We start from the raw sequence: 22,012 nt of genomic DNA on the forward strand, positions 1-22,012 counted from the left end.
TGCGTGGCGGCCTGGGCGGATGCGCCGGCGGTTCCGGGGAAAGAGGCGACCGACGACGCCGAGTGAGCCGAGGTTGAGGTTCAGTCGCCGATCACCATCGCATGATCGTCCGCGTCAGCGGTTCGGCCCCGCGCGAAAGGCCCGCCGTCAGGCGGGCCTTTCGATTGCATGTGTTGCGAATGCCCTGGTGGGATCTACGGAATCGCGACGCCGTAATAATCGTTCACGGCGCGGGCGCGGGCGGGGTCGTTCCAGTTCCAGGCATTGTCGTTGCCGTATTTCGGCGCGCCCTCGAGCTGGGTTTCGGTAATGCCGGTGCGGTAGCCGCCGAGATTGGTATCGTATTTCAGCGATTGCCAGGGCAGCGGATAATGGTCGTCGCCGATGCCGAGAAAGCCGCCGAAGCTCAGGACGGCGTAGGAAACCCTGCCGCTCTTCTTGTCGATCATGACGCGCTCGATCGATCCGATCTTGGTGTCGTTGGCGCCATAGACGGCGGTGCCTTCCACCTTGTCGCTGCCAATCAGGGAACCCGTTTCTCTCGCTTCCGTAGCCATTGTTGCGTCTCCTTGGTTGAAGAAACGGGCAACAGGCGGAATAAGAAATTGTTCCGGCGAACAAAGTCCTTGAAGCCTTGCATTCGGTGACTGTGAGGGCTTGCCAGTTCCTTCGAACCGGGAGCACGATGCCGGGCCGAGTAGAAGGCCCGGCTGATTGATTCCGAGGAAACAATGCGATGAGTCCGCTTGTCACCGCACTTTTTTGCTTCGGGGCGTTCGTGATCCTCGGACTGATTGCGAAGGTCGCGATCGGGATGTGGATGAAGCGCCAGTAAGGCAGGGAACACGCCGCCTGACGGGGAACCTTCGCCGCTGCCGGCGATTGGATTCCCGGAGCAAACAAGTCAGGTATGGCCGATGCAGGAAGATCGCGCGAAGAATGAAAGCCGCTCGAAGTGGGGCCGGCGCAGCCCTCTCATGGGCGCGATAGCGGTTGCCGTGTTCGGTGTGCTGGCCATGCTGATCGTGGATCACGGACCATGGAGCCACCCTCACGTCCAGACCGCCGATGTCGCTACTTACAAGACGACCGGCGAGGCGGCCCGCGCCGCCGGCGCGTCGGTGACGCCGACCGCGCCAAAGGCGGCGATTGAACCCGCTTCTCCCGGACCCAAGACCCAACCGAACAATCCGGTCATGCCCTAATCTCAGCGGATGCTGACAAACTTTCCCCATACCGCAGCGAGACCGGCACCGGTCAGAACGTAGACCGGATTATCGCAGAACATGCCGCCATATCGGCACACATCCGCACTGTAGCTGCCGATCTGATGTTGGCCGGCGGCATAAAGCACCGCTGACAAGATTAATAGAACCACAGCCGCAAAATACATCGGACGCCCTCCGCATCGGGATCAAGGTGCAGGCGGGACATTTGGTCGCGATGCAATGCCCCGCTGTCGAACGTACTCTTCGATTGTTCCAGTTTAAGGCTAAGTTATTAGACTTCGGTTGAGGGAGACCGCGTAATTTTCAGACAATTATAGTAAAAATTGAGTTGCGCTATTCACGCGCCGCTTCCGCCCGGGCCGAATGCGAGCCGGCGCGCTGCGGCAGAACGAGAAGGCAGCCCAGGATAAAGATCGCCAGAATCGCCGTGGCCAGCGGTCGGCTCAGGGCAAGACCGCCATCACTGACGGGCTTGTCCAGGAAATCGCCGACGGTCGCGCCCAGCGGCCTGGTCAAAATGAAGGCCGCCCAGAACAGCGTGACCCGCGAGATGCCGGTCCAGTAATAGCCGGCCGCAACGAGCGCCAACGCGGCGCCGAAGACCAGCGCGCCGCCTTCGTACCCGAGGCCGGTGGAATCGGCCATCCAGTCGCCGAGCGCGGTGCCCAGGGTTTGCGAGAAGGTGATGGCCGCCCAGTAAAACATCTCGACCTTCGGCACGCGGACGGTATCGACCGAGATCGAGCCGGACGACCAGTACCAGAGGCCGAGCGTGGTCAGGAGCAATACCAGCAGCAGCGAGGAGCCGCCGGTGTAGCCGATGCCTAACGACCGGTCGGCGAAATCCGCCATGGTCGTGCCAAAGGTGGTGGAAGCGATGATGGTCGCCCAGTAGAGAAACGGATGAAATTTCTTCGCGGCGGTTTGCAGGCCGACCAGCAGTACCAATGCCGCTAGGAACAGCGCAGTACCGGCAAGATAGCCCCAGTTGAGTGTCATGGTGACGGTATCGCCGCCGGTCTCGCCCAGTGTCGTCGCTGCGATTTTGATGATCCAGAAGGCGAGCGTGACCTCGGGCACCTTGTTGAAGGATTCGGGCATGTTTCTTTCGCGTCTCGCTCGATGGCACGACAACTCCCACTCGCCGGTTTGGTTCTGCCGCGCCGCAATGTTCGATTTGCGGCGAAGACGCGGGCGGCTGGCCGCGGTAACACGGAATTGCGATTGCCTTGCCCGCACGAGCGCTAGCCGAATTGCTCGACCAGCGTTGACCACAAACGAAAGGCGTCGTTCTGCGCGGCCATGGCGGAGCCGCAAGCGGCGGCCGCGAGGCTTGCGATTGCCGTGCGCCGCGTAAGCGTGCCGTATCGATCAGGCTTTCTGGCCATAATTCAGCAGTCCGCCGACGCTCTTCGGTGGATGCGCGCGCAGGCCTTCCTCGTTCGGCTCGGTGCCCCAGCCGGGCCGGTCCGGCATAATCAGATGGCCGTCCACGTACTCCGGAAGATGCGTGAACAGTTCGTGGTCCCAGGCCAGCCGGTCGATATCGGTTTCCATGATCCGCAAATTCGGTACCGCCGCGCAGAAATGGGCGTTCATCATGGTGCAGAGGTGGCCGTAGAAATTATGCGGCGCGACGTTGACCTCGTGGGCCTCGGCGCTTGCCGCGATCTTCATCGATTGCCAGACGCCGTTCCAGGGCGTGTCGATGATCGCGACATCCATCGCCTGCTCGCGGAAATAGGGCAGGAATTCGCGCAGGCCCAGGAGCGTTTCGCAGGACGAGATCGGATGCGGGCTTTGACGTCGGATATAACCGAGCGCTTCCGGATTGAAGCTGTCGATTTCGATCCAGAACATGTCGAGATCGGCGATGGCGCGCAGGATTTTCAGATAGCCTTCGGTCTTGGCGTTGAAATTGAGGTCGAGCAGGATATCGACGTCCGGTCCCGCGCCGTCGCGGATGGCCTCCAGATGCATGCGCAGGTCGCGCAATACCTTGCGGTCGACATTGATCTCGGGCTGGAACGGTGCGCCGAAGCCGGGCCGCCATCCCGTTGGCTTGCCTGCGTCGTAGCTGAAGATGTTGGTCTTCAGCGCGGTAAATCTCTTTTCCCGCACTTCGCGGCCGATCGCCTTGACGCCGTCGAGGTCGGTGATAGCAGGCTTGTACCAGGCGGGATGGTTGATGCGCCAGGTGGCGCAGTGCGACCAGTAGACCCGAATGCGATCGCGGATCTTGCCGCCGAGCAGTTCGTAAGCGGGCACCCCGAGCAGTTTTGCCTTGGCGTCGAGCAGCGCGTTTTCGATCGCGCCAAGCGCCTGGGCCACGACGCCGCCGGCGGCGGGGCGGGTTGCGGAAAAAAGCTCGGCGTAAATGCGCTCGTGCTGACAAGCGTTCTGCCCGACCACCCGCGCCGCGAGACGCTGGATCGCGGCGCCGACGCCGGGCGAGCCAAAACCTTCATCGAATTCGCTCCAGCCGACGATGCCGTCTTCCGTGGTGATCTTGACGAAGTGGTAGTTTCTCCAGCCGGCGTCGCAGGCGAGCAGTTCGACGCTTCGTATCCTCGAGTTCCTCGACATGGCGTCGTTCCTTTTCTTGCTTCTTTACCTCAGTCTAAGAGGACTGGCGTGCCTGCCGCCAGTAGATTCATGGCTGGAGAGATGAACGGGCGCGACTATTCCGCCGCCTGCGGCATTTGCTGGCGCATGGTATCGACGCCAGCAACAACGGGCGCGTTCAAAATCATCGGCGGCACCAGGGCTGGCGGCGCCGGCGCCGCCGCTGGCCAGCGCCAAGCCGATCGAATGAGGCTGCGGGAATTCATAATGGCTCGGGACCATTTGGATTGACATCGCGGTCAATCGGCCCTGTATTTCCCTCATTGCGAATGCCCAGCCGATTTGGCCCGAACCTCCGCGAGGACGCCATGCCTGATTTCAATCGACGCGACGCTTTGAAAATGTCCGCCAGTTTCGCGCTGGCCGCTGCGGCTGGCGGATTTTCCTGCGTCGAGATGGCCAAGGCTGACCCGATCGAGGTGCCGACGATCGACAAGCTGAGCGTCCGCGTGCTGGTCGACAGCGCAAGCGATATCTTCTTCAAGCCGCAGGCAGCGGGCGGGGTGAAGACGGAGCCCGGCCGTTCCGCGGATACGACGCGTCCGCTGCACAGCGAATGGGGGCTCTCATTGCTGCTGGAGCCGCAACGCGGCGACGAGAAGCGCACCTTCCTGCTGGACTTCGGTTGGACCCCCGAGACTATCAATGGCAATATGGATTTGCTGAAGGTCGATCCAGCGAAGATCGATACGCTCATCATGAGCCACGGCCATTTCGACCATTGGGGTGGTTTGCTGGGATTTCTGGACAAGCACCGCAAGGAGTTGCCTGCCGACCTCACCATGTATGCGGGCGGCGAAGATAATTTCTGCCAACGGTACGCCCGCGTCGGACAGGGCGAACTGAGCGACTACGGAATGCTCGACCGCCGCGATATCGCGAAGCAGAATGTCAAGATCGTGTTGTGTGAGTCACCGGTGGTGATCGGCGGGCAGGCGTTCACGACCGGCAAGATCAAGCGCAACAGCATCGAGAAGGTACTTCCGAACTCGATGGTGGAGTTCAAGCTAAAGGACGGCGCCGGGTGCAATTGGAGCCATTATCTGCCGGCGGAAATGGAGGGCAAGATCGTGCCCGACGAACACATCCATGAGCACGCGACCTGCTTCAATCTGAAGGACAAGGGCCTCATCGTCATCAGCTCCTGCGGCCATGTCGGCATCGTGAATTCCGTGCGCCAGGCGATGGAAGTGTCAGGCGTTGAAAAGGTCCATGCCATCATGGGCGGTTTTCACCTCGGGCCGGCGCCGGCGGATTACCTGACCCAGGTCGTCAGCGAGATCGGCAAGCTGAACCCGGACGTGCTGATTCCGATGCATTGCAGCGGCCTGAATTTCACCCAGGAAGCGCAGCGGCAGATGCCGGGCAAGGTTCTGACGACGACGACCGGTAGCCGTATCACGTTCGGTATTTGATTGCGGATATAGCTCATGGCCGGTCCAGGGGCCTACGTGCTTTTTGTGGTCGCGTCCTTGTTGGGTTGCAGTTCGGCCGGTGCCGCCGAACAACCATCGGCCGCGCAGATGATGGACGATCTCATGTACGGCCGCGGCTCGGTCGGTGGTCCCTTCACGCTGATCGACCCGACCGGCAAGCAACGCAGCGACACCGAATTCCGCGGCAAGCTGATGATCGTGTATTTCGGCTATACCTATTGCCCCGACGTTTGCCCGGCCGATCTGATGGCCATCACGCAAGCGCTCGATGCACTGGGGCCGGCCGCCGACGGTATCCAGCCGATCTTCATCACGATCGATCCGGAGCGGGACGCCAAAGGACTGGCGGACTACGTCGCATCGTTCCATCGTAGTCTTGTGGGCCTTACGGGCACGCCGGATGAGATTCGCAAGGTCGCCAATTCCTATAAGACGTTTTATGCGAAAGTGCCGGGCGAAGGAGGCGGGGACTATTCAATCGACCACACCGGCGTCATCTACCTGATGGGCCGCAACGGCGAGTATCTGGGCTTCATGCCGCCGCAGACCGATCCTGGCAAACTGACTGAGGTCTTGCGCAAATATCTCGCGAACTGACGGTGGCTCGGCGGCTTTGGCCGACGGGAGTCCCGCGCGCCCGCCACCTATTTGCCGCTTCCTCTCCTGCGGGACCGTAGTCTTACGGGCCGCAAAATTAATCCGGCGTTAAGCTTTTGGAAGGAAAATAGCCGAAGGCGAAGATGGCGGTTGAGGCAGACCGACACCTGGCTCTTTGCCTCGCGGGCGGTGGCCTTGATTGTTTCGCCGGATTAACGAAAAAAGGCGCCACGCTCTGACGTTTTTGGCCACATTCGACACCAACCATCGCGCCATGAAGACGCTGGCCGTAATTTCGATTCTCGACGCTGCTCACGATTTCCGGGGCGGCTTACACTGACCAGAATCTGACCAGCGATCAGCAGACTGCGCAAAGGCCGGATTGAAACCAGCCATTTGCAGCCGGACATTTGGGGGACGTGGGCGATGCTTTCGGTAGATCAATTCTTGAGATTGATAACTGTGCCGGCCGTGGTTGCGGCGTTCCTGATCGCGTCGCAGATCTCAGGCGGGGTAATGACGCCCCGTGCCCCCGCAGCGCTGGCCAGCGAATAGCCTGCACGAATATAAAGACTTGAATTTGCGCGCGGCTCGGGCGAATGCGCCCGATGACGGTCTTAGTGCCATCGGTAGTCGCCGGCCTGCCGGATCGGCTGGGTTCCGACGATCGGGAAACCTAATCACATCAGCCCTCAATGCCTGGATGCCTGAGTGAGTGCTTGCAGCCTGCGGCTGAGCGCGTGCCCAAAATTGCTGCAGCGCCGTAGCGTTTTTTTCGGAACGGCAACAGCCCGCCGACCTTATCTCGGCGAATGCGGTCGCAGCACTGCATCGCAAAATCGAGCTGCACGTCATCCGAGGCTAGTCATGAATACGCTACCGGTCGACCGGGCGCTGGCGATCTACAGCACGATCGCGAACCGCCCGGAACAAAAGGGGGCGCGCGACCGTCTGTCGCAGCATCTCTGGAAGGTCTTCCTTGAAGGGGAGCATAATCCACATCGCTTGACCGTTCACGGACTCGCCTATCTGCAGAACCTCGATCGCGCACGTGACAGCTGAGCGGCATCGCGATGTGCAGGCCGTGGAAGCCGCGCCGCTAGCCCTTCTGGGCGTCCCGCTGTTTTCTTAGCGACTTTCGGCGCGTGATCCGGGCCCGCGCTGCGCGAACGGCCTCGGCCCGGGTGGGCGGCTTTTTCTGTTCCGCCGGCGCGCCGGCCGGTGGCCGCGTTTTGCCTTTCCCTTCCGCCTTGGCGCCGGGCATCAACGGCAGCATCTGCGTGGCTGCCGTCGGGGCATGCGCCAAAGGCTGCATTCGCATCGGCTCGGTGCTCTCGGGAGGTGACGGCTTTTTGGGCATGAACCTCAACGCGCGAGCATTGTTTTCGTTCGCGGACGACCGTCGGGGAGCCCCCAGGACAGTATCGGGACCGTATCGACAGGCCACGCCTCGCCGGGTAGGGTCCGCCCCAAAGACGATAAGGGGAGAACTCCTTTGCGGGGGAAATTTACGCTGAAACGCGACTATTACGCCGGGGGGCTAATGCTGCTGCTCGGTGTCGGAGCCGCAATGACCGGCACAGGCTACAAGTTCGGCAGCCTAGCCAGAATGGGTCCCGGTTTCATGCCGGTCGTGCTGGGTGTCGTGCTCGCGTTTCTCGGCCTTTTGATCGCGGGTACCGCGCTGGGATCTTCCGAGCCCGACGACACCAGGTTCTTGCCGAATAATCCGCAATGGTTCGGCTGGCTCTGCATTATCGGCGGCCCTGTCCTGTTCATCATCTTGGGGCAGTATGGCGGCATGATCCCGGCGGTGTTCGCCTGTGTCTTCGTTTGCGCGCTCGGCGACAACACGGCGACCTATAAATCCTCGGCGATCCTGGCGGCCGGCGTCACCGTTTTTGGGGTCGTGCTGTTCCATTATCTCCTGAGCATTCCGTTCCCCCTGCTGCGGGGGTTCAACCTGTGATCTCAACGGCGATTACCGATCTCTGGTACGGCTTTGGCGTAGCGCTCGAGCCGCACAATCTGATGTATTGCTTTCTCGGCGTGCTGGTCGGCAACCTGGTCGGCGTGCTGCCGGGAATGGGTCCGGTCGCGACCATTTCGATCCTGCTGCCGCTGACCTTCGGGATGCAGCCGGTGCCGGCGATCCTGATGCTGTCGGGCGTCTACTACGGCGCCCAGTACGGCGGAGCGATCTGCTCGATTCTGTTGAATCTGCCATGCCATCCGCCGCACGCCGTGACCTGTCTCGACGGGTTTCCGCTGACCAAGCAGGGCAAGGGCGGCACCGCGCTCGGCATCACCATCATTGCCGCCTTCGTCGGCGCGTCCTTCGGCATCACCGAGATGATTTTCCTGGCGCCGTTCCTGGTCAAGGTGGCGCTGGAATTCGGCCCCGCCGAAGTTTGTTCGCTGATGCTGGTGGGACTGCTCGCGGGCTCGACCCTGGCGAAGGGGTCGCCGCTCAAGGGCATCGCGATGACGGTGCTCGGCCTCTTGGTCGGCATCGTCGGGTCCGACATCGAGACCGGACAGCCCCGTTTCACCTTCGGCATCACCGAGCTGTTCGACGGCGTCGAGATCATCGCGCTGGCGCTGGGCATGTTCGGCATCGCCGAGTTCATGAACAGCATCAACAATACCGAAACCGTCGACTTGAGATACGCCAAGGTCGGCATCTCCGACATGTTTCCGTCGAAGGCGGATCTCAAGAAATCCTTCTGGCCGATGATCCGCGGCACCCTTCTCGGCAGCCTCTGCGCGTTGATCCCGGGCACCGGGCCGACCATCGCCTCGTTCGTGTCATACGCCACCGAGAAGAAGATATCGAAGACGCCGGAGCGCTTCGGCCACGGCGCGATCGAGGGCGTGGCGTGCCCGGAGGCTTCAACGCATTCCTCGGTGCAGGGCGATTTCATCCCGACCATGAGCCTCGGCATTCCCGGCGATACCGTGATGGCGCTGCTGTTGGGCGCGCTGATCATTCACGGCATCGTTCCCGGTCCGCAGCTGATCACCCAGCATGCGGATATCTTCTGGGGCCTGATCGCGAGCTTCTGGATCGGCAATATCCTCCTGGTCATCCTCAACGTGCCGATGATCGGCCTGTGGGTGAAGCTCCTGAGCATTCCCTATCGCTACCTTTATCCGAGCGCGATGTTCTTCGTCTGCATCGGGGTCTATGCCGCCAACAACGACATGTTCCAGGTCGGCGAAACCCTGTTCATCGGCGTGATCGGCTACATCCTGCTGCGGCTCGATTTTCATCCCGCGCCGATCCTGCTTGGCTTCGTGCTGGGGCCGCGCTTCGAGGAGAACTTCCGGCGGAGCCTGTTGATCTCGCGCGGCGACCTGATGACGTTCATCGAGCGCCCGATCAGCGCGTTTTTCCTCTTTATCTGCGCCGTGCTGATCGTGGCCCAGATCTATGTCTGGCTGCGCAAGCCAAAGATCATTGCCGAGGAACAGGCGATCGAGGCGCAGGTGCCGCAAACGTCCTATTCGGAACTGGCGTAGGTGCGGCGTTGCAGGATCGTCAACCGCCTCGACAGGGCAGGATCATGCTTCTGCTGGCACATGTGGCGCACTACGACATCGGGCTCACCCGGCCGGAGATCCGCCATTCGGCATTGATCGCCAGCGCCGTAATTGCGATGCTGCTCGTGATTTAGTCCCCCGTTCAGCCGTCTCCTTGAGAGTGGGCTTCACCGTTGCCGTTCTCGAAGGACAGATCGCCTGCGATGACGATTGACCGTTCCACAGCCACTGCAGCGGCAGCCGCTCCCGTCGACTTGTCGCCATCGGAGCGGCACGGCATTTTTCTCTATCTCGGCATTCTGATTATCTTGCTGGCCTTCGGCGGCCCGTCGGGAGGCCTGATCGATATTCCCATCAGCTTCTTTCTCAAGAACAGGCTGCATCTGACCGCGCACGAGGTCGCCACTTTCCGGCTTGTTGCCGCGATCCCGCTCTATCTCTCCTTCGTGTTCGGATTCATCCGCGATATGTGGAATCCCCTCGGGATGAGAGATCGCGGATTCATGCTGTCGTTTGGGGGCATCACCGCCTTGCTCTATGTCTTGTGCGCATTCACGCCGATGACCTATGCGACGCTACTCGCCGCCATCGTTCTGCTGACGGCTTCGTTCCTTTTCGTCTCCAGCGCCCAGAACGGGCTGACGTCGGTGATCGGCCAGCAACACGCGATGACCGGCCAGGTCAGCGCGGTGTGGAACGTCTTCCTGTCGATCCCCACCGTCGGAGCGCTCTTGATTGGCGGCAAGCTCAGCGGTCTGCTGGAGGAGAAGGACCCCGATCAGGCGCTCCGCATCCTGTTCCTGGTCGGCGCCGCGATCATGACCTTGATCGCCCTTTACGCGCTATGGAAACCGGCCGAGGTGTTCGACAATATCCGCGTTGACCACGGAACCGGCCGTCATCCGATCGAGGACATGAAGCGGCTGGTGCGGCACTGGCCGATCTATCCGGCGATGCTGATCTGGCTGTTGTGGAATTTCGCGCCGGGTTCGACCACGCCGTTGCAGTATCACCTCCAGAACAGCCTGCACGCCACCGATGCCCAGTGGGGCGGGTGGAACGCCATCTTCGCCGCCTCCTTCATCCCGACCTATATCGTCTACGGGCTGCTCTGCCGAAAATTTCCTCTGAAGACGCTGCTGGTGTGGGGAACGGTGCTCGCCGTTCCGCAGATGGTTCCGCTGCTCTTCATCGATACGATGACCGAGGCTTTGATCGCGGCCGTACCGATCGGCCTGATGGGCGGTCTTGCCACCGGCGCTTACCTGGACCTGATTATCCGGTCCTGCCCGCGGGGCATGCAGGGGACCACGCTCATGATGTCTTGGAGCCTTTATTTCGTCGTTTCGCGATTTGGCGATGTTCTCGGGACATACCTTTACGATCGGTACGGCGGCTTCACGGTCTGCGTCATCGCGATCACGATCGTCTATGCGCTGATCTTCCCGAGCCTGCTGCTGGTGCCGAAGCGTCTGATAGCCACGGCCGACGGGCAAGCGCCGGACTTCGCGTTTGGCGCCCCGGAATCCGAAAGCGATGCGGTGAAATAGCCATGCGATCGCCTCGCCGGTCGTTTGGTTGTCACCGTACCCGATTATTTGTACGGTAAGCGGATTGGCTTTTGCGCTCGGCCCGGTTCATCTGGCCGCGATGTCATCATGAGAACCCGCGGCCTTCCGCCCGGCGGCTGACAAGCAAACGACCGCATCGGACAAGCGAAAAATTGAGCGAGACTTCGACATCGGTTGCCGTCGAAACGGCGCGGAAACCTCCGCAGGGCAAGCTGCCGGTTCTGGCGCTGTCGGCGCTCGGCATCGTATTCGGCGATATCGGGACCAGCCCGCTCTACACCTTCAAGACCATTCTCGGCACCACGCAAGCCGCTCCAAGCGCCGGCGCCGTGCTGGGCGCGCTGTCGCTGGTGCTGTGGACGCTCTTCATCATCACGTCGGTCAAATACGTCTCCTTCGCCATGCGCGTCGACAATGACGGGGAGGGTGGCATCCTGGCATTGATGGCGTTGCTGGGCGTAAAGAGGCAGCAGCGGCCGACCATCGTCGCGGTCGGCCTGTTCGGGGCGGCGCTGATCTATGGCGACGGCGCGATTACGCCAGCGATCTCGGTGCTGTCGGCGCTTGAGGGCCTCAACATGGCGACCCCCGCGCTGCAGCCCTATGTCGTTCCCGCCGCGGTAGCGATCCTGCTCGCGCTGTTTGCCATCCAGTCACAGGGCACGGCGGCGATCGGCCACCTGTTCGGCCCGGTCATGCTGATCTGGTTCTTCGCGATCGCCGCGATGGGGGTCTTTGGCATCGTGCAGCATCCGTCCGTGTTCGCTGCGCTCAACCCGGTTTATGGTCTGTCTTACTTGTTTTCCAACGGGGCCACCGGTTTTCTGGTGCTCGGCGCGGTATTTCTCTGCGTCACCGGCGCCGAGGCGCTTTACGCCGATATGGGCCATTTCGGCAGGGGACCGATCAAACTCGCCTGGTTCGCGCTGGTATTTCCCAGCCTGATCCTGAACTATGCGGGACAGGCTGCGCTGGTGCTGGAGGGCGCGCCAACCGACGGCAATATTTTCTATCGTCTCTGTCCCGGCGTTCTCCTGCTGCCGCTGATCGTGCTGGCGACGATAGCTACGATCATTGCCAGCCAGTCCATCATCACAGGCGCCTTCTCGATGACACGGCAGGCGATCCAGCTTGGCTGGCTGCCGAGGCTTGCGATCAAGCAGACCTCGTCGGAAGGCTACGGGCAGATCTATGTCGGCGTCGTCAACTGGCTGCTGATGATCGTGACCGTCGGACTGACGATCGGGTTTGGCAAATCCGACAATCTGGCGGCTGCTTATGGCATCGCCGTTTCGCTGACCATGCTGATGACGTCGGCGCTGCTTTTCATTGCGATGCGCGAGATCTGGGGCTGGAGCATGCTGGCCGCCGGCACGGTCGCAGCCTGTTTCCTTGTCGTCGACAGCGCCTTCTTTCTTGCCAATCTTACCAAGATCGCGGAAGGCGGATACGTCCCGCTTGTCCTGGCTGTCGCCGTCTATGGCGTGATGTGGGTCTGGCATCGTGGCGCCGCCGCGGTCTCCGTGCGGATGCACGAAGCGCTGATCCCGGTTGCGGGATTCATGGCTGACATTGCCGCAAGAAATATTCCGCGTGTCCCCGGCACGGCGGTATTCCTGACCCGGACCGAGCGGGACACGCCGCCGGTGATGGTATGGCACGTCAAGCATAACCGCGCACTTCACGAGCATCTGTTCGTGCTGCGCGTGGAGATTCTGTCAGTGCCGTGGGTCTCGTCCCGCAACCGCATGTCCATCGAGGAGGTCGCGCCGAACTACTGGCGCGCGGAGGCGCGGTTCGGCTTCATGGAACGGCCCCACATCCCGGAACTACTCGCCACCAGCAAAGGGCTGGGCTGCACAATCGATCTCAACGACATAACCTACTACGTCGGCCATGAGACGGTGGTTGGCCGCGAGGACGGCAAAGGACTGCCGGCATGGCAGGAGCGGTTCTTCGCCGTCATGGAGCGCAACGCCGTCCACGTCAGCGACTTCTTCAGCCTGCCCAACGATCAGGTCGTCGAAATCGGGCGGCAGGTTGCGATCTAGCGGCGCTCATGGCCGGCCGGCATCAGAGCCAGCAGACTGGCTGGAAAGGCCGCCGAATGTGGCGATCTCACCGGGCAGCCGCGGGAAGGCTTTTGACGTAAATCAAGACATTCTTCGGTGCTCGGCGCAAGTTACATACAAGCGAGCTGCCATTTGAACTGTGCCGCATCGGGCGCGAGCGGTTAGCGAGGTCGACAGGGACGGCGGGTTTGTGATGATCAACGAACGCAGTATCCCAGACGCGGGTCAGCCGGTGACGCCGGGTAAGCTCGTTCCGTTCCCGGTGACGCCTCCGATCAAGTCCAAACCCCGCTTCAAAAAGATCTGGCTCATTGGGGGGCTGCTATCGCTGCTCGTCGTTGCAGCCGCCGCCGCGACCTGGTGGGCTTTGGACGAACACAGCACCGTCCGTTACGTCACTGCGCCGATTGCAAAAGGTCCGGTGATCCGGACCGTGACCGCAACGGGAACAGTCAATCCGGAGCTGACAATCATTGTTGGCGCCGCCGTTTCCGGTTTTATCCAGGAGCTGTATTGCGACTACAACACCCGCGTAAAGAAAGGACAGGTTTGCGCCAGAATTGATCCTCGTCCCTATCAAAGCGTCGTCGACCAGAACAAGGCGAATTTGGCGGTCGCAAAGGCGCAACTCGAAAAGGACAAGGCCAATCTGATTTACGCGAAGCTCGCCCTCGGCCGCGCGGCCACCCTGCTGCCGACCCATGCCGTCTCCCAGGACGCCTATGACAGCGCCAAGAGCACCTACGATCAGGCGGTGGCGCAGATCACGTTCGACGAAGCAACCGTTCAGCAACGTCAGGCGTCGCTCGATGCCGCGCAGGTCAATCTGGACTATACGAACATCGTGTCCCCCGTCGACGGCACCGTGGTCTCGCGCAACGTGACCATGGGGCAGACGGTCGCGGCAAGCTTCCAGACCCCGACGCTTTTTCTCATCGCCACCGATCTCGCGAGGATGCAAGTCGACGCGAATGTGAGCGAAAGCGATATCGGCGGAATCAAGCTTGGCAACAAGGCCACTTTCACGGTGGACGCATACGCGAAACGAACATTCGAGGGGACGGTAAGTCAGGTCCGTCAATCCCCGCAGACCGTTCAGAACGTCGTGACCTACGACATCGTGATCAGCGTCAGCAATACGGACCTGACGCTGATGCCGGGCATGACGGCCGCCAGCCGCATCGTCGTCGATCAGCGCAATGACGTGATCCGGGTGCCGAACCAGGCGCTGCGTTACGTCCCCAAGACGATCGCGGGCGCCGTTAGGTCCGACCAGGCGCAAATCTGGGTGCTGCGCGACGGGGAGCCGACGTCCATTCCGGTGGTGGCCGGGCTGGACGACGACAATTTCACGGAGATCGCAAGCGGCGATGTGAAGCCGGGCGATCGGGTTATCACCGCAGAGAAGCTCGCGGCGAACAACAAGACCGTCACGCCACGCCTCGGTCTTTAATTCGCGTCGAACACAGGTTCGCAGGTCGAGAATGCCGGAACCCATCATCAGAGTCGTGAACGTGACGCGGACCTATCACGTCGGCGATGTCGACGTGCACGCGTTGCGCGGCGTCAATCTGACTGTCGAGCCCGGCGAATTCATCGCGATCATGGGATCGTCCGGGTCGGGGAAGTCCACACTGATGTCGCTGCTCGGCTGTCTGGATCGTCCGTCCAGCGGCGAGTATTATCTGGAAGGGGTCAATGTCGCGGGGCTGACGGAGCCGGAACTCGCGCGCATCCGCAGCGAGCGGCTGGGTTTTGTGTTTCAAAGCTTCAATCTTCTCGCCCGCACCAGCGCGATCGAAAATGTCGCACTGCCTCTATTCTATGCCGCGGGTGGCGCTTCGAGCGGCGCCGAGCGCACCGAACGGGCCCGGGCAGCGCTAAAGCTCCTCGGTTTGGCCGACCGGGAGCGCAATACGCCCGGGCAGTTGTCCGGTGGTCAACAGCAGCGTGTCGCCATCGCGCGCGCCTTGATCAACAATCCAATTCTGCTGCTTGCGGATGAACCCACCGGCAATCTCGATACCAAGACGTCGCACGAGATCATGGTGACGCTGCAGGCGCTCAACCGCGAGCGCGGCGTTACGATCATTGTCGTGACGCACGAGCTGGACATCGCAACCTATACCGGCCGGGTCATCACGATGCGGGACGGCGAAGTGATATCGGACGAACGAAAGCAAGCCGTCCGTCCGCAGCCGGGAACGCCTAGCGGCGTGTTGGCCGCGGGTTCGCTTGCCGACCAGCCGCGGACGCCGCCTAAAGCCGGGAGTGCCGGCACCCTGCAGGCGTTCGCCCTGATGATCGTGGCCGCGGCATTCCAGGCGCTCGCCCGCAACAAGATGCGATCGGCGCTGACCATGCTGGGTGTCTTCATTGGAGTTGCCGCGCTGATCGCCATGGTCGCCGTGGGCCAGGGTGCGAACGACGCGGTGCGCAAGCAGATCGAGAGCCTCGGTACCAACCTCCTGGTGGTTGTCCCCGGCGCCACCACAATGGGCGGACTGCGCAGCGGGCAGGGCAGCGCATCGACTCTCACGGTTGTAGACGCCGAGGCGCTCCGCCGTGAAGCGCCGGCGATCGGCAGCGTCAGCTATCTTATCCGCCAGACGGGACAGGTGCAGTACGCCAACCAGAACTGGACGACGAGCATTCAGGGCGTCAGCGCCAACTATCCGCCGATCACCAATTGGCAGATCGCGTCAGGACGCGGCATTTCGCAGGAAGACGATAGCAGTGCCGCACTTGTCGCGGTCCTTGGTCAGACGGTTGCCCGTCAACTGTTCGGCGTCAACGAGAACCCGATCGGCGCGATGATCCAGGTCAAGAGCGTGCCGTTGCAGGTCATCGGCATCTTCGCATCCAAGGGGCAGACGTCCTACGGGACGGACCAGGACGATCTCGTCATGACCCCTTTCACGACCGCACAACGCAAGGTTCTTGGCGTGGCGGCGCCAAGCCAGCAACAGGTTCCTCTCAACTGGGTCTATCCCTCGCCGCCCAATCCCTACAACCTTCAGCAGCGGCTGATGGGATATGTGAACCAGATCTATGTGCAGGCAACCGACGCCAGCCAGGTTCAACCGGCGGTCAGCCAGGTATCCGACATCCTGAAACGCCGGCACCGCATCCGGCCGGGCGATACCAATGATTTCTCGGTTCGCAACCTCAGTCAGATCGCGGAGACGGCCGAGAGCAGCAGCCGTATCATGGCGCTCTTGCTTGCTGCGGTCGCCTCGATATCGCTTGTGGTAGGTGGCATCGGCATCATGAACATCTTGCTGGTGTCGGTGACGGAACGAACGAGGGAAATCGGCCTGCGCATGGCGATCGGCGCGCGAAGGACGCATGTTCTGTTGCAGTTTCTCGCTGAGTCCGTGATTTTGAGTGTCACCGGTGGCATAGCCGGAATCATCATAGGTGTCGTGTTTTCCGAGATGATCTCGATATTCGCCGGCTGGCCGGCTCCGATCTCGTTGACAGCTGTCGCCGGCGGGTTTCTGTTTTCCGCCGCCGTCGGCATCTTCTTCGGCTACTACCCCGCGCGAAAGGCTGCCAGCCTCGATCCCATCGAGGCGCTGCGATACGAATGACCTCGGCGAAGAGACGCCGCTAACATTGCAGCTTGCAGGGCTCGACCGGAACGGTTTGCAGGATCGTGCAGCGGAGGCTGAGCGGCGACCTTTCCTTCAGCCTTGAGTTCGAAAAAGCGGCCCCCGGCGAGCGGACTGTTTCCGGATATTTCCCGGCTTTGTAAAAAACCGTCGCCATAATGCCCCAAATCGAACATTCATCCGCCGCGGCTCCATAACTGAAGTGCACGCGCTCAGGGCGCGGGATAGCCCGGAGCAGGGAATATCGAGAAATCTCGAAAATGTTGCTACGGTCGCCGCTTTGAACAGGTCCTTTCGATATCTGAAAGGATGGGGGTGCGGTCGGCTGAACAGGCGGGCCTTGTCTGCGTTCCGTCTGCTGCTTCCGGTACTGCGTGTTGCCTTGATCGGATCGTGGATCATCCTGACAGCCGGATGCGCAACGATTGCCCCGCGCAATGTCCTGCCGCAGGCCAGCGCCGCCCAGATCGAGCTCGAGGGATTTCACAACATCCGCTTTTGGGGCGACGCACCGGCCCGGGATATCCAGGCGATCATGACGGCGGGTGCGCCGAGAGCGGAGATGCGCTCGCCTTCGGGAGCTGAAAGACAATCGCCGCTCTCAAACCTGCTCGCCATTTCCGGCGGTGCCGAGGATGGTGCGTTTGGCGCAGGCCTGCTGGTCGGCTGGGGCGATGCGGGCACGCGGCCGGTGTTCGACCTCGTCACCGGTGTCAGCTCCGGCGCGCTGATTGCTCCCTTCGCGTTCCTCGGACGGGAATATGACGGTCAGTTGCGCGAGATCTTCACCAAATACGGAAGGCAGGACGTCTTCACCTATAACGTACCGGGCCTGCTCGAAGGATCCGCGCTGGTCGACGACGCGCCCCTGGCGCGATTGATCGAGAGATACGTCGACGATGCCTTCATGCAGGAGATCGCCAGAGAGCGGATCAAGGGCCGCATTTTGCTGATCGGCACCACCAATCTCGACACGCAGAGGCCGGTTATGTGGGACATGGGCCGTATCGCGATGAGCCAAAATCCCGACGCGAAAAGCCTGTTCCGCAAGATATTGCTGGCGTCGGCGACGCTACCCGGTGTCTTCCCGCCGGTCCGGATTCGAGTCCGGGTCGGCGGCCAGAGCTATGACGAGCTACATGTGGACGGTGGCGTCACCAGGCAGGTCTTCATGGCTCCGTCGATATTCTCGTTTGCTTCCCACGATCAAAAATCGGCAAGGCCCGCGGGCAAGCCGCGACTCTTCGTGATCCGGAATGGAAAAATCGATCCCGAATGGCAGCCCGTCAACGAGAACGTCCTGTCGATTACGCAGCGTTCAATCTCTACGCTGATCAAGAACCAGGGAATCGGCGATCTCTACCGCATCTACTCCGTGACCAGGCGCGACGGAATTGACTTCAACCTTGCGAGCATTCCAGCCGACTTCAGGGAGACCAGCGGCGAGCCGTTCGATCAGAAATACATGGTCGCGCTATTTGATCGCGGCTACGATCTCGCAAGCCACAACTACTCCTGGGTCAAGGCGCCGCCCGGAATGGAATTGGTGACGCAGGCCCACAACGCGCAGAACTGAGCGCGGATGTCGGCCGCGACTATCCGATGATGAAGGAGCAGAAAAAGGCGATCACCGCGACAGCCATCAGCGCGGTACCGATCCAGCCCAGTATTGTCAGCCGGCGGCCGGCCTTGAATCGCCCCATCAGCGCTTCGTTTCCGACGATCACCATCATCATTGCCATGATCGGAACCGCGACAATGCCGTTGAGCACGGCGCTCCAGACCAGCATGTGGATGGCGTCTATCCCAGTGAAGCCAAGACCGAATCCGATCACGGTCGCGGCTGCGATGATCGTATAGAAACCGACGGCGTCCGGAGCCTTGGCTTCGAGGGTGGCGTGCCATCCGAAGGCTTCGGCCACGCCATAGGCCGCGGAGCCGGCCAGCACCGGGATCGCCAGCAGGCCTGTGCCGATAATGCCGAGCGCGAACAACAGAAACGTGAAGTCGCCCGCCAGCGGCCTCAGCGCTTCGGCGGCCTGCGTTGCCGAATTGATGTTCGTGACGCCATGGGCATTCAGGACGGCGGCGGTGGTCAGGATGATGAAAAATGCGATCGCGTTGGAGAAGATCATTCCGATCGTGGTATCGACCTTGATGCGATCGAGCTCGGTCAGACCGCCGCGGGTCAGCTCCCGCAGCGGACGGCTCACCTTGCCCTGGTTCATTTCCTCGACTTCCTGCGAAGCCTGCCAGAAAAACAGATAGGGGCTGATCGTGGTCCCCAGCACCGCCACCACCATCAGGAAGTAGTCCGCATTGATGGCGGGTCTGGGCCAGATGGCCGCAAGCAGCGCCGTGCTCCAGGGAATGTTCACGGTGAGGGCGGTTGCGACATAGGCAAACAGCGTCAGCGTCAGGAATTTGAGCACCGGCGAATAACGGCGATAGGGTACGAAGACCTGCAACAGGATCGATACGAATGCGAAAATCAGGGCATGTTCGTGGTTGAGGCCGCCGATGACCAGCGAAAGGGATTCTCCCATCGCCGCGATATCGGCTGCGATATTGAACGTGTTCGCCGCGACCAGCAGAAACACTAGCCCCAGTACGAGCCAGCGCGGCGCGAGCTCCATCACATTGGCGGCCAGGCCCCTGCCGGTCACCCGGCCGATCCGCGCGCTCACCAGCTGGATCGCGATCATGAACGGCGTGGTCAGAAACACCGTCCAGAGCAGGCCGTAGCCGAACTGCGCGCCGGCCTGAGAGTAGGTCGCGATACCCGACGGGTCGTCATCGGCGGCGCCGGTCACCAGTCCCGGACCGAGCAACCGAAGCACCATGGTTTTGGGCTTCTTCTTGGCTTCTGGTCGGATCTCCTTAGCTTCTTGTCGGATCGTTTCGGTCATGAAATTCTTCGAGATTCGAGAGCGGCTATATCGGTAAGCCCTTCCGAGAACATTGGCGACAAGAAAATGTTCCGGCAGGGGAACCCGCGCTGAAGAGGGTCATTTTTCGCTCTCGCCGGCTGCGCCAAGTCGTCGGGAGCGGCTCGGCAAGGGGATCAGCAGGCGCCTGCCCAACTCCCCCGTTTTTTTGGATGGATTTCGATCCCGACAACGGCCGTGTCGCCTGTCAAGGCATCGCGCGCGGGTCCTGAAGGGGCGTTGGCGATCTCCCGTCGGGCCTGGCCAGCTCTCCAGGAGCGACCGCATCCAGTTTCTCGCTCACCGCCTTGCCGCCGAAGTGTTAGAATTGGAATCGGCAGGAAATGGATTGTCAGGGGGACGGATGCATCGGCGCGACAAGTTCGCATGTGGCGTCGCGCTCGTGGCGCTGGCGTCGATGTCTCTATCTGCCGTTGCCTTGAGCAAGGACAAGAACGACAGCGACGACTCCGCGGCCAAGGATGCCTGGCCGCCAAATATCTATCTTGATCTGCGAACGACCTACGCGACCACTCCTGCCAACACGCTCGCGATCGGCCTCGGCAATGCTTCGCTGTCCGCTAGGTTCCCGGCGCTGGCGACGCTGTCGAATCTTGGCTCGCTTCCGGCAGGCCCGCTTCCCGCATTGCCGACGCTCTCCTCGCCGGCAACCCAGAGCGTCGGGGTGGACGTTCCCCTGACGTTGGACCTCAGCGACCGCGTCTCGGTCTACGGCGGCTTCAGCGCCACCACCTCGCGCACCGACATGACCGACTGGTCGAATTTTGTAGTCAGCGCCTGGATGGTCGGATTCCAGGCCGACGTCTATCAGCAGAATGGCGGGTCGATCCCGACGATCACGCTGCAATCGACGGTCACGAAGTCCGTGCCGGACGCGCCGCTCGCCACGGTCTCCCTGAATACGATCCTCGAATTCAACTACGCGCTGAACGAGGACGAAACGCGCGGGCTGCTCGCCGGAGTCCAACACACCAACATCGACGTCGAAACGCCGTTCGTGACGGTCAGCCCGAACATCATCGGCTATGTCGGCGGCTACTATCAGTGGGACAACAACTGGAAGGTCTCCGGGCGCGTCGGCGTTCAGTCGTTCGGCGGCGCGCAGCTTCTGAACCGGACGCCGTTTCAGCCCTTTACTCAGCCGGTCGTGAGGCTCGATCTCGACCGCATGGACGACAACGACAATCGCCTGTTCGGCGTCACCGCAGAGATCGCCTGGGTGCCGAAGCCGTCGTACCAACTGACGATCCGGACGCCGCTTTACGCGGTGCGAAACTAGATTGCGGAGAACGGATTTGACACGTCGGGCAAATCACCGGCATATCCTCATCATCGCAAGAGTTGCAAAAGCCCGCGCCGGGGACCGGCTGCGGGCTTTTTGAATCGGCTGCCTTGAATCGGGACGCTGGCCGCCGTCGAGCGACCTTCCTGCTGCCGCATTTCTGGGATGCCTTGCCCTGGGGCGCGCATCCAAGGGAACCGCGATGAAGAGACTGCTTGTTGCGGCCGTGGTCGCTGGATCATTTATTTCATACGGTGCACACGCTCAGGAGCGGGCCGGAAGTGCGGCCTTGGGCGCGGTGTCTGGCGCGGTGGTGCTGGGACCGGTCGGCGCGGTGGCGGGCGCCTTCATCGGATATACGGCCGGCCCCGCGATCGCGCGTTCCTGGGGGGCAGGGCGGTCCGCATCGCGCACCCGCGCCAGGCGGACGGCGCAAGCCAGCGCCGGCACCGAGCAGCAAGCTGCCGTCAGGGCGACGCCGCTGCCGCTGGCAAAGCCTGCCGAAGCGGCCACCGTCGGAAAATCCACGCCGCCGGTGCAGGGGTTTGATTAGAGGTGTCGGCGGCGAGGTCGGCGGCTGTTTCCAAAAAAGTTGACACGTCGGGCAAATCACCGGCATATCGTCATCATCGCAGAAATCACAAACGCCCGCGCCGGGAAACCGGCCGCGGGTTTTTTCTTTTGGGATCGTTGAATCGAGTTTCCTGAATCGGACGGCGGCCGCATTTCACGGGCGCACCATCTCCCCAAAGCAGTGCATCGTCGCAAGACGCGCCTCAAAGCGCGCTGCCGTCCGAACCTTATAAGTCGGGCATGATCTTTTCGGAAAACCGCTTCACACTTTGCGCTAACGCGGCCCTTCGGGTCCGGATCATGCCGCGAAGTTAGCCGGCGCGCGTGAAAGCGCCGGCACGCGGCGCGGACAAGGTCCGTCCGGACGCGGCCTCCTTTTGCAGAGATAGGGTTCGCGCCTGAAATGACCGCATGAATACGGTCATGCCGCATATTTGATTCCGATCAAGCGAGGCCCGCATGACCGCGTATCTGATATCGCTCGCATTGGCCGGCCTGGTCGCGATCGCGGTGTGGGAGGGA

General features: G+C 61.6%; 19 protein-coding genes. 14 read left to right on the forward strand and 5 right to left on the reverse strand.

Going from position 1 to position 22,012, the window contains the following annotated elements; genetic code table 11:
• Positions 1–194: 194 nt before the first annotated feature.
• A complete protein-coding gene (locus tag QZ213_RS07355; RefSeq protein WP_291685408.1) occupies positions 195–557 on the reverse strand; it encodes a PRC-barrel domain-containing protein in 363 nt (120 codons plus the stop codon).
• A gap of 360 nt (positions 558–917) precedes the next feature.
• Between QZ213_RS07355 and QZ213_RS07360 the strand changes: the two genes are divergently transcribed.
• Positions 918–1,205, forward strand: coding sequence for a hypothetical protein (locus tag QZ213_RS07360; RefSeq protein WP_291685409.1), 288 nt, complete (start codon positions 918–920; stop codon positions 1,203–1,205).
• Positions 1,206–1,207: 2 nt separating this feature from the next.
• Here the strand turns inward: QZ213_RS07360 and QZ213_RS07365 are convergent, their stop codons facing one another.
• The 3 genes from QZ213_RS07365 to QZ213_RS07375 form a co-directional block, all read right to left on the reverse strand.
• The gene (locus tag QZ213_RS07365; protein ID WP_291685410.1) at positions 1,208–1,393 is read right to left on the reverse strand and encodes a hypothetical protein; all 186 of its coding nucleotides are present in this window, start codon (positions 1,391–1,393) and stop codon (positions 1,208–1,210) included.
• A 169-nt stretch (positions 1,394–1,562) separates the two neighbouring features.
• A complete protein-coding gene (locus QZ213_RS07370) occupies positions 1,563–2,330 on the reverse strand; it encodes a hypothetical protein (protein WP_291685411.1) in 768 nt (255 codons plus the stop codon).
• A 270-nt stretch (positions 2,331–2,600) separates the two neighbouring features.
• Positions 2,601–3,815, reverse strand: coding sequence for a mandelate racemase/muconate lactonizing enzyme family protein (locus tag QZ213_RS07375; RefSeq protein ID WP_291685412.1), 1,215 nt, complete (start codon positions 3,813–3,815; stop codon positions 2,601–2,603).
• Between the two features lie 48 nt (positions 3,816–3,863).
• Between QZ213_RS07375 and QZ213_RS07380 the strand changes: the two genes are divergently transcribed.
• The 11 genes from QZ213_RS07380 to QZ213_RS07430 all read left to right on the forward strand — a co-directional run bounded on the left by QZ213_RS07380 (position 3,864) and on the right by QZ213_RS07430 (position 18,263).
• Complete coding sequence (locus tag QZ213_RS07380) at positions 3,864–4,085, forward strand: hypothetical protein (protein WP_291685413.1); 222 nt, start codon at positions 3,864–3,866, stop codon at positions 4,083–4,085.
• Positions 4,086–4,162: 77 nt separating this feature from the next.
• On the forward strand, positions 4,163–5,269 hold the full coding sequence (locus QZ213_RS07385) for an MBL fold metallo-hydrolase (protein ID WP_291685414.1): 1,107 nt from the start codon (positions 4,163–4,165) through the stop codon (positions 5,267–5,269).
• A 15-nt stretch (positions 5,270–5,284) separates the two neighbouring features.
• Positions 5,285–5,887: an SCO family protein gene (locus tag QZ213_RS07390; RefSeq protein WP_291685415.1), complete on the forward strand. Its 603-nt coding sequence runs from the start codon at positions 5,285–5,287 to the stop codon at positions 5,885–5,887.
• An 867-nt stretch (positions 5,888–6,754) separates the two neighbouring features.
• Positions 6,755–6,949, forward strand: coding sequence for a hypothetical protein (locus QZ213_RS07395; protein WP_291685416.1), 195 nt, complete (start codon positions 6,755–6,757; stop codon positions 6,947–6,949).
• A 433-nt stretch (positions 6,950–7,382) separates the two neighbouring features.
• Positions 7,383–7,856, forward strand: coding sequence for a tripartite tricarboxylate transporter TctB family protein (locus QZ213_RS07400; protein ID WP_291685417.1), 474 nt, complete (start codon positions 7,383–7,385; stop codon positions 7,854–7,856).
• Positions 7,853–9,409: a tripartite tricarboxylate transporter permease gene (locus QZ213_RS07405; RefSeq protein ID WP_291685418.1), complete on the forward strand. Its 1,557-nt coding sequence runs from the start codon at positions 7,853–7,855 to the stop codon at positions 9,407–9,409. The genes QZ213_RS07400 and QZ213_RS07405 overlap by 4 nt, the downstream gene beginning before the upstream one ends.
• Positions 9,410–9,633: 224 nt before the next feature.
• The gene (locus QZ213_RS07410) at positions 9,634–10,980 is read left to right on the forward strand and encodes an MFS transporter (RefSeq protein WP_291685419.1); all 1,347 of its coding nucleotides are present in this window, start codon (positions 9,634–9,636) and stop codon (positions 10,978–10,980) included.
• Positions 10,981–11,153: 173 nt separating this feature from the next.
• Positions 11,154–13,052 carry a potassium transporter Kup gene (locus tag QZ213_RS07415; RefSeq protein ID WP_291685420.1) on the forward strand — a complete coding sequence of 633 codons (1,899 nt, stop codon included), beginning with the start codon at positions 11,154–11,156 and terminating at the stop codon, positions 13,050–13,052.
• A gap of 214 nt (positions 13,053–13,266) precedes the next feature.
• On the forward strand, positions 13,267–14,526 hold the full coding sequence (locus QZ213_RS07420; RefSeq protein ID WP_291685421.1) for an efflux RND transporter periplasmic adaptor subunit: 1,260 nt from the start codon (positions 13,267–13,269) through the stop codon (positions 14,524–14,526).
• A 31-nt stretch (positions 14,527–14,557) separates the two neighbouring features.
• Positions 14,558–16,666 (forward strand): ABC transporter permease, encoded by a 2,109-nt coding sequence (locus tag QZ213_RS07425; protein WP_291685422.1) that lies wholly within the window; start codon positions 14,558–14,560, stop codon positions 16,664–16,666.
• Positions 16,667–17,027: 361 nt separating this feature from the next.
• On the forward strand, positions 17,028–18,263 hold the full coding sequence (locus QZ213_RS07430) for a patatin-like phospholipase family protein (RefSeq protein ID WP_291685423.1): 1,236 nt from the start codon (positions 17,028–17,030) through the stop codon (positions 18,261–18,263).
• Positions 18,264–18,282: 19 nt separating this feature from the next.
• Here the strand turns inward: QZ213_RS07430 and QZ213_RS07435 are convergent, their stop codons facing one another.
• Complete coding sequence (locus QZ213_RS07435) at positions 18,283–19,530, reverse strand: divalent metal cation transporter (protein ID WP_291685426.1); 1,248 nt, start codon at positions 19,528–19,530, stop codon at positions 18,283–18,285.
• A gap of 502 nt (positions 19,531–20,032) precedes the next feature.
• On the opposite strand from QZ213_RS07435, the gene QZ213_RS07440 reads away from it, so the two are divergent.
• Both QZ213_RS07440 and QZ213_RS07445 read left to right on the forward strand, forming a co-directional pair.
• Positions 20,033–20,914 (forward strand): hypothetical protein, encoded by an 882-nt coding sequence (locus tag QZ213_RS07440; protein ID WP_291685424.1) that lies wholly within the window; start codon positions 20,033–20,035, stop codon positions 20,912–20,914.
• A 205-nt stretch (positions 20,915–21,119) separates the two neighbouring features.
• Complete coding sequence (locus QZ213_RS07445; protein WP_291685425.1) at positions 21,120–21,470, forward strand: DNA-directed RNA polymerase subunit N; 351 nt, start codon at positions 21,120–21,122, stop codon at positions 21,468–21,470.
• The last annotated feature ends 542 nt before the right edge of the window (positions 21,471–22,012 follow it).

The sequence above is a fragment of the Bradyrhizobium sp. genome, assembly GCF_017881085.1.
In the GTDB taxonomy this organism is placed as follows: Bacteria; Pseudomonadota; Alphaproteobacteria; order Rhizobiales; family Xanthobacteraceae; genus Bradyrhizobium.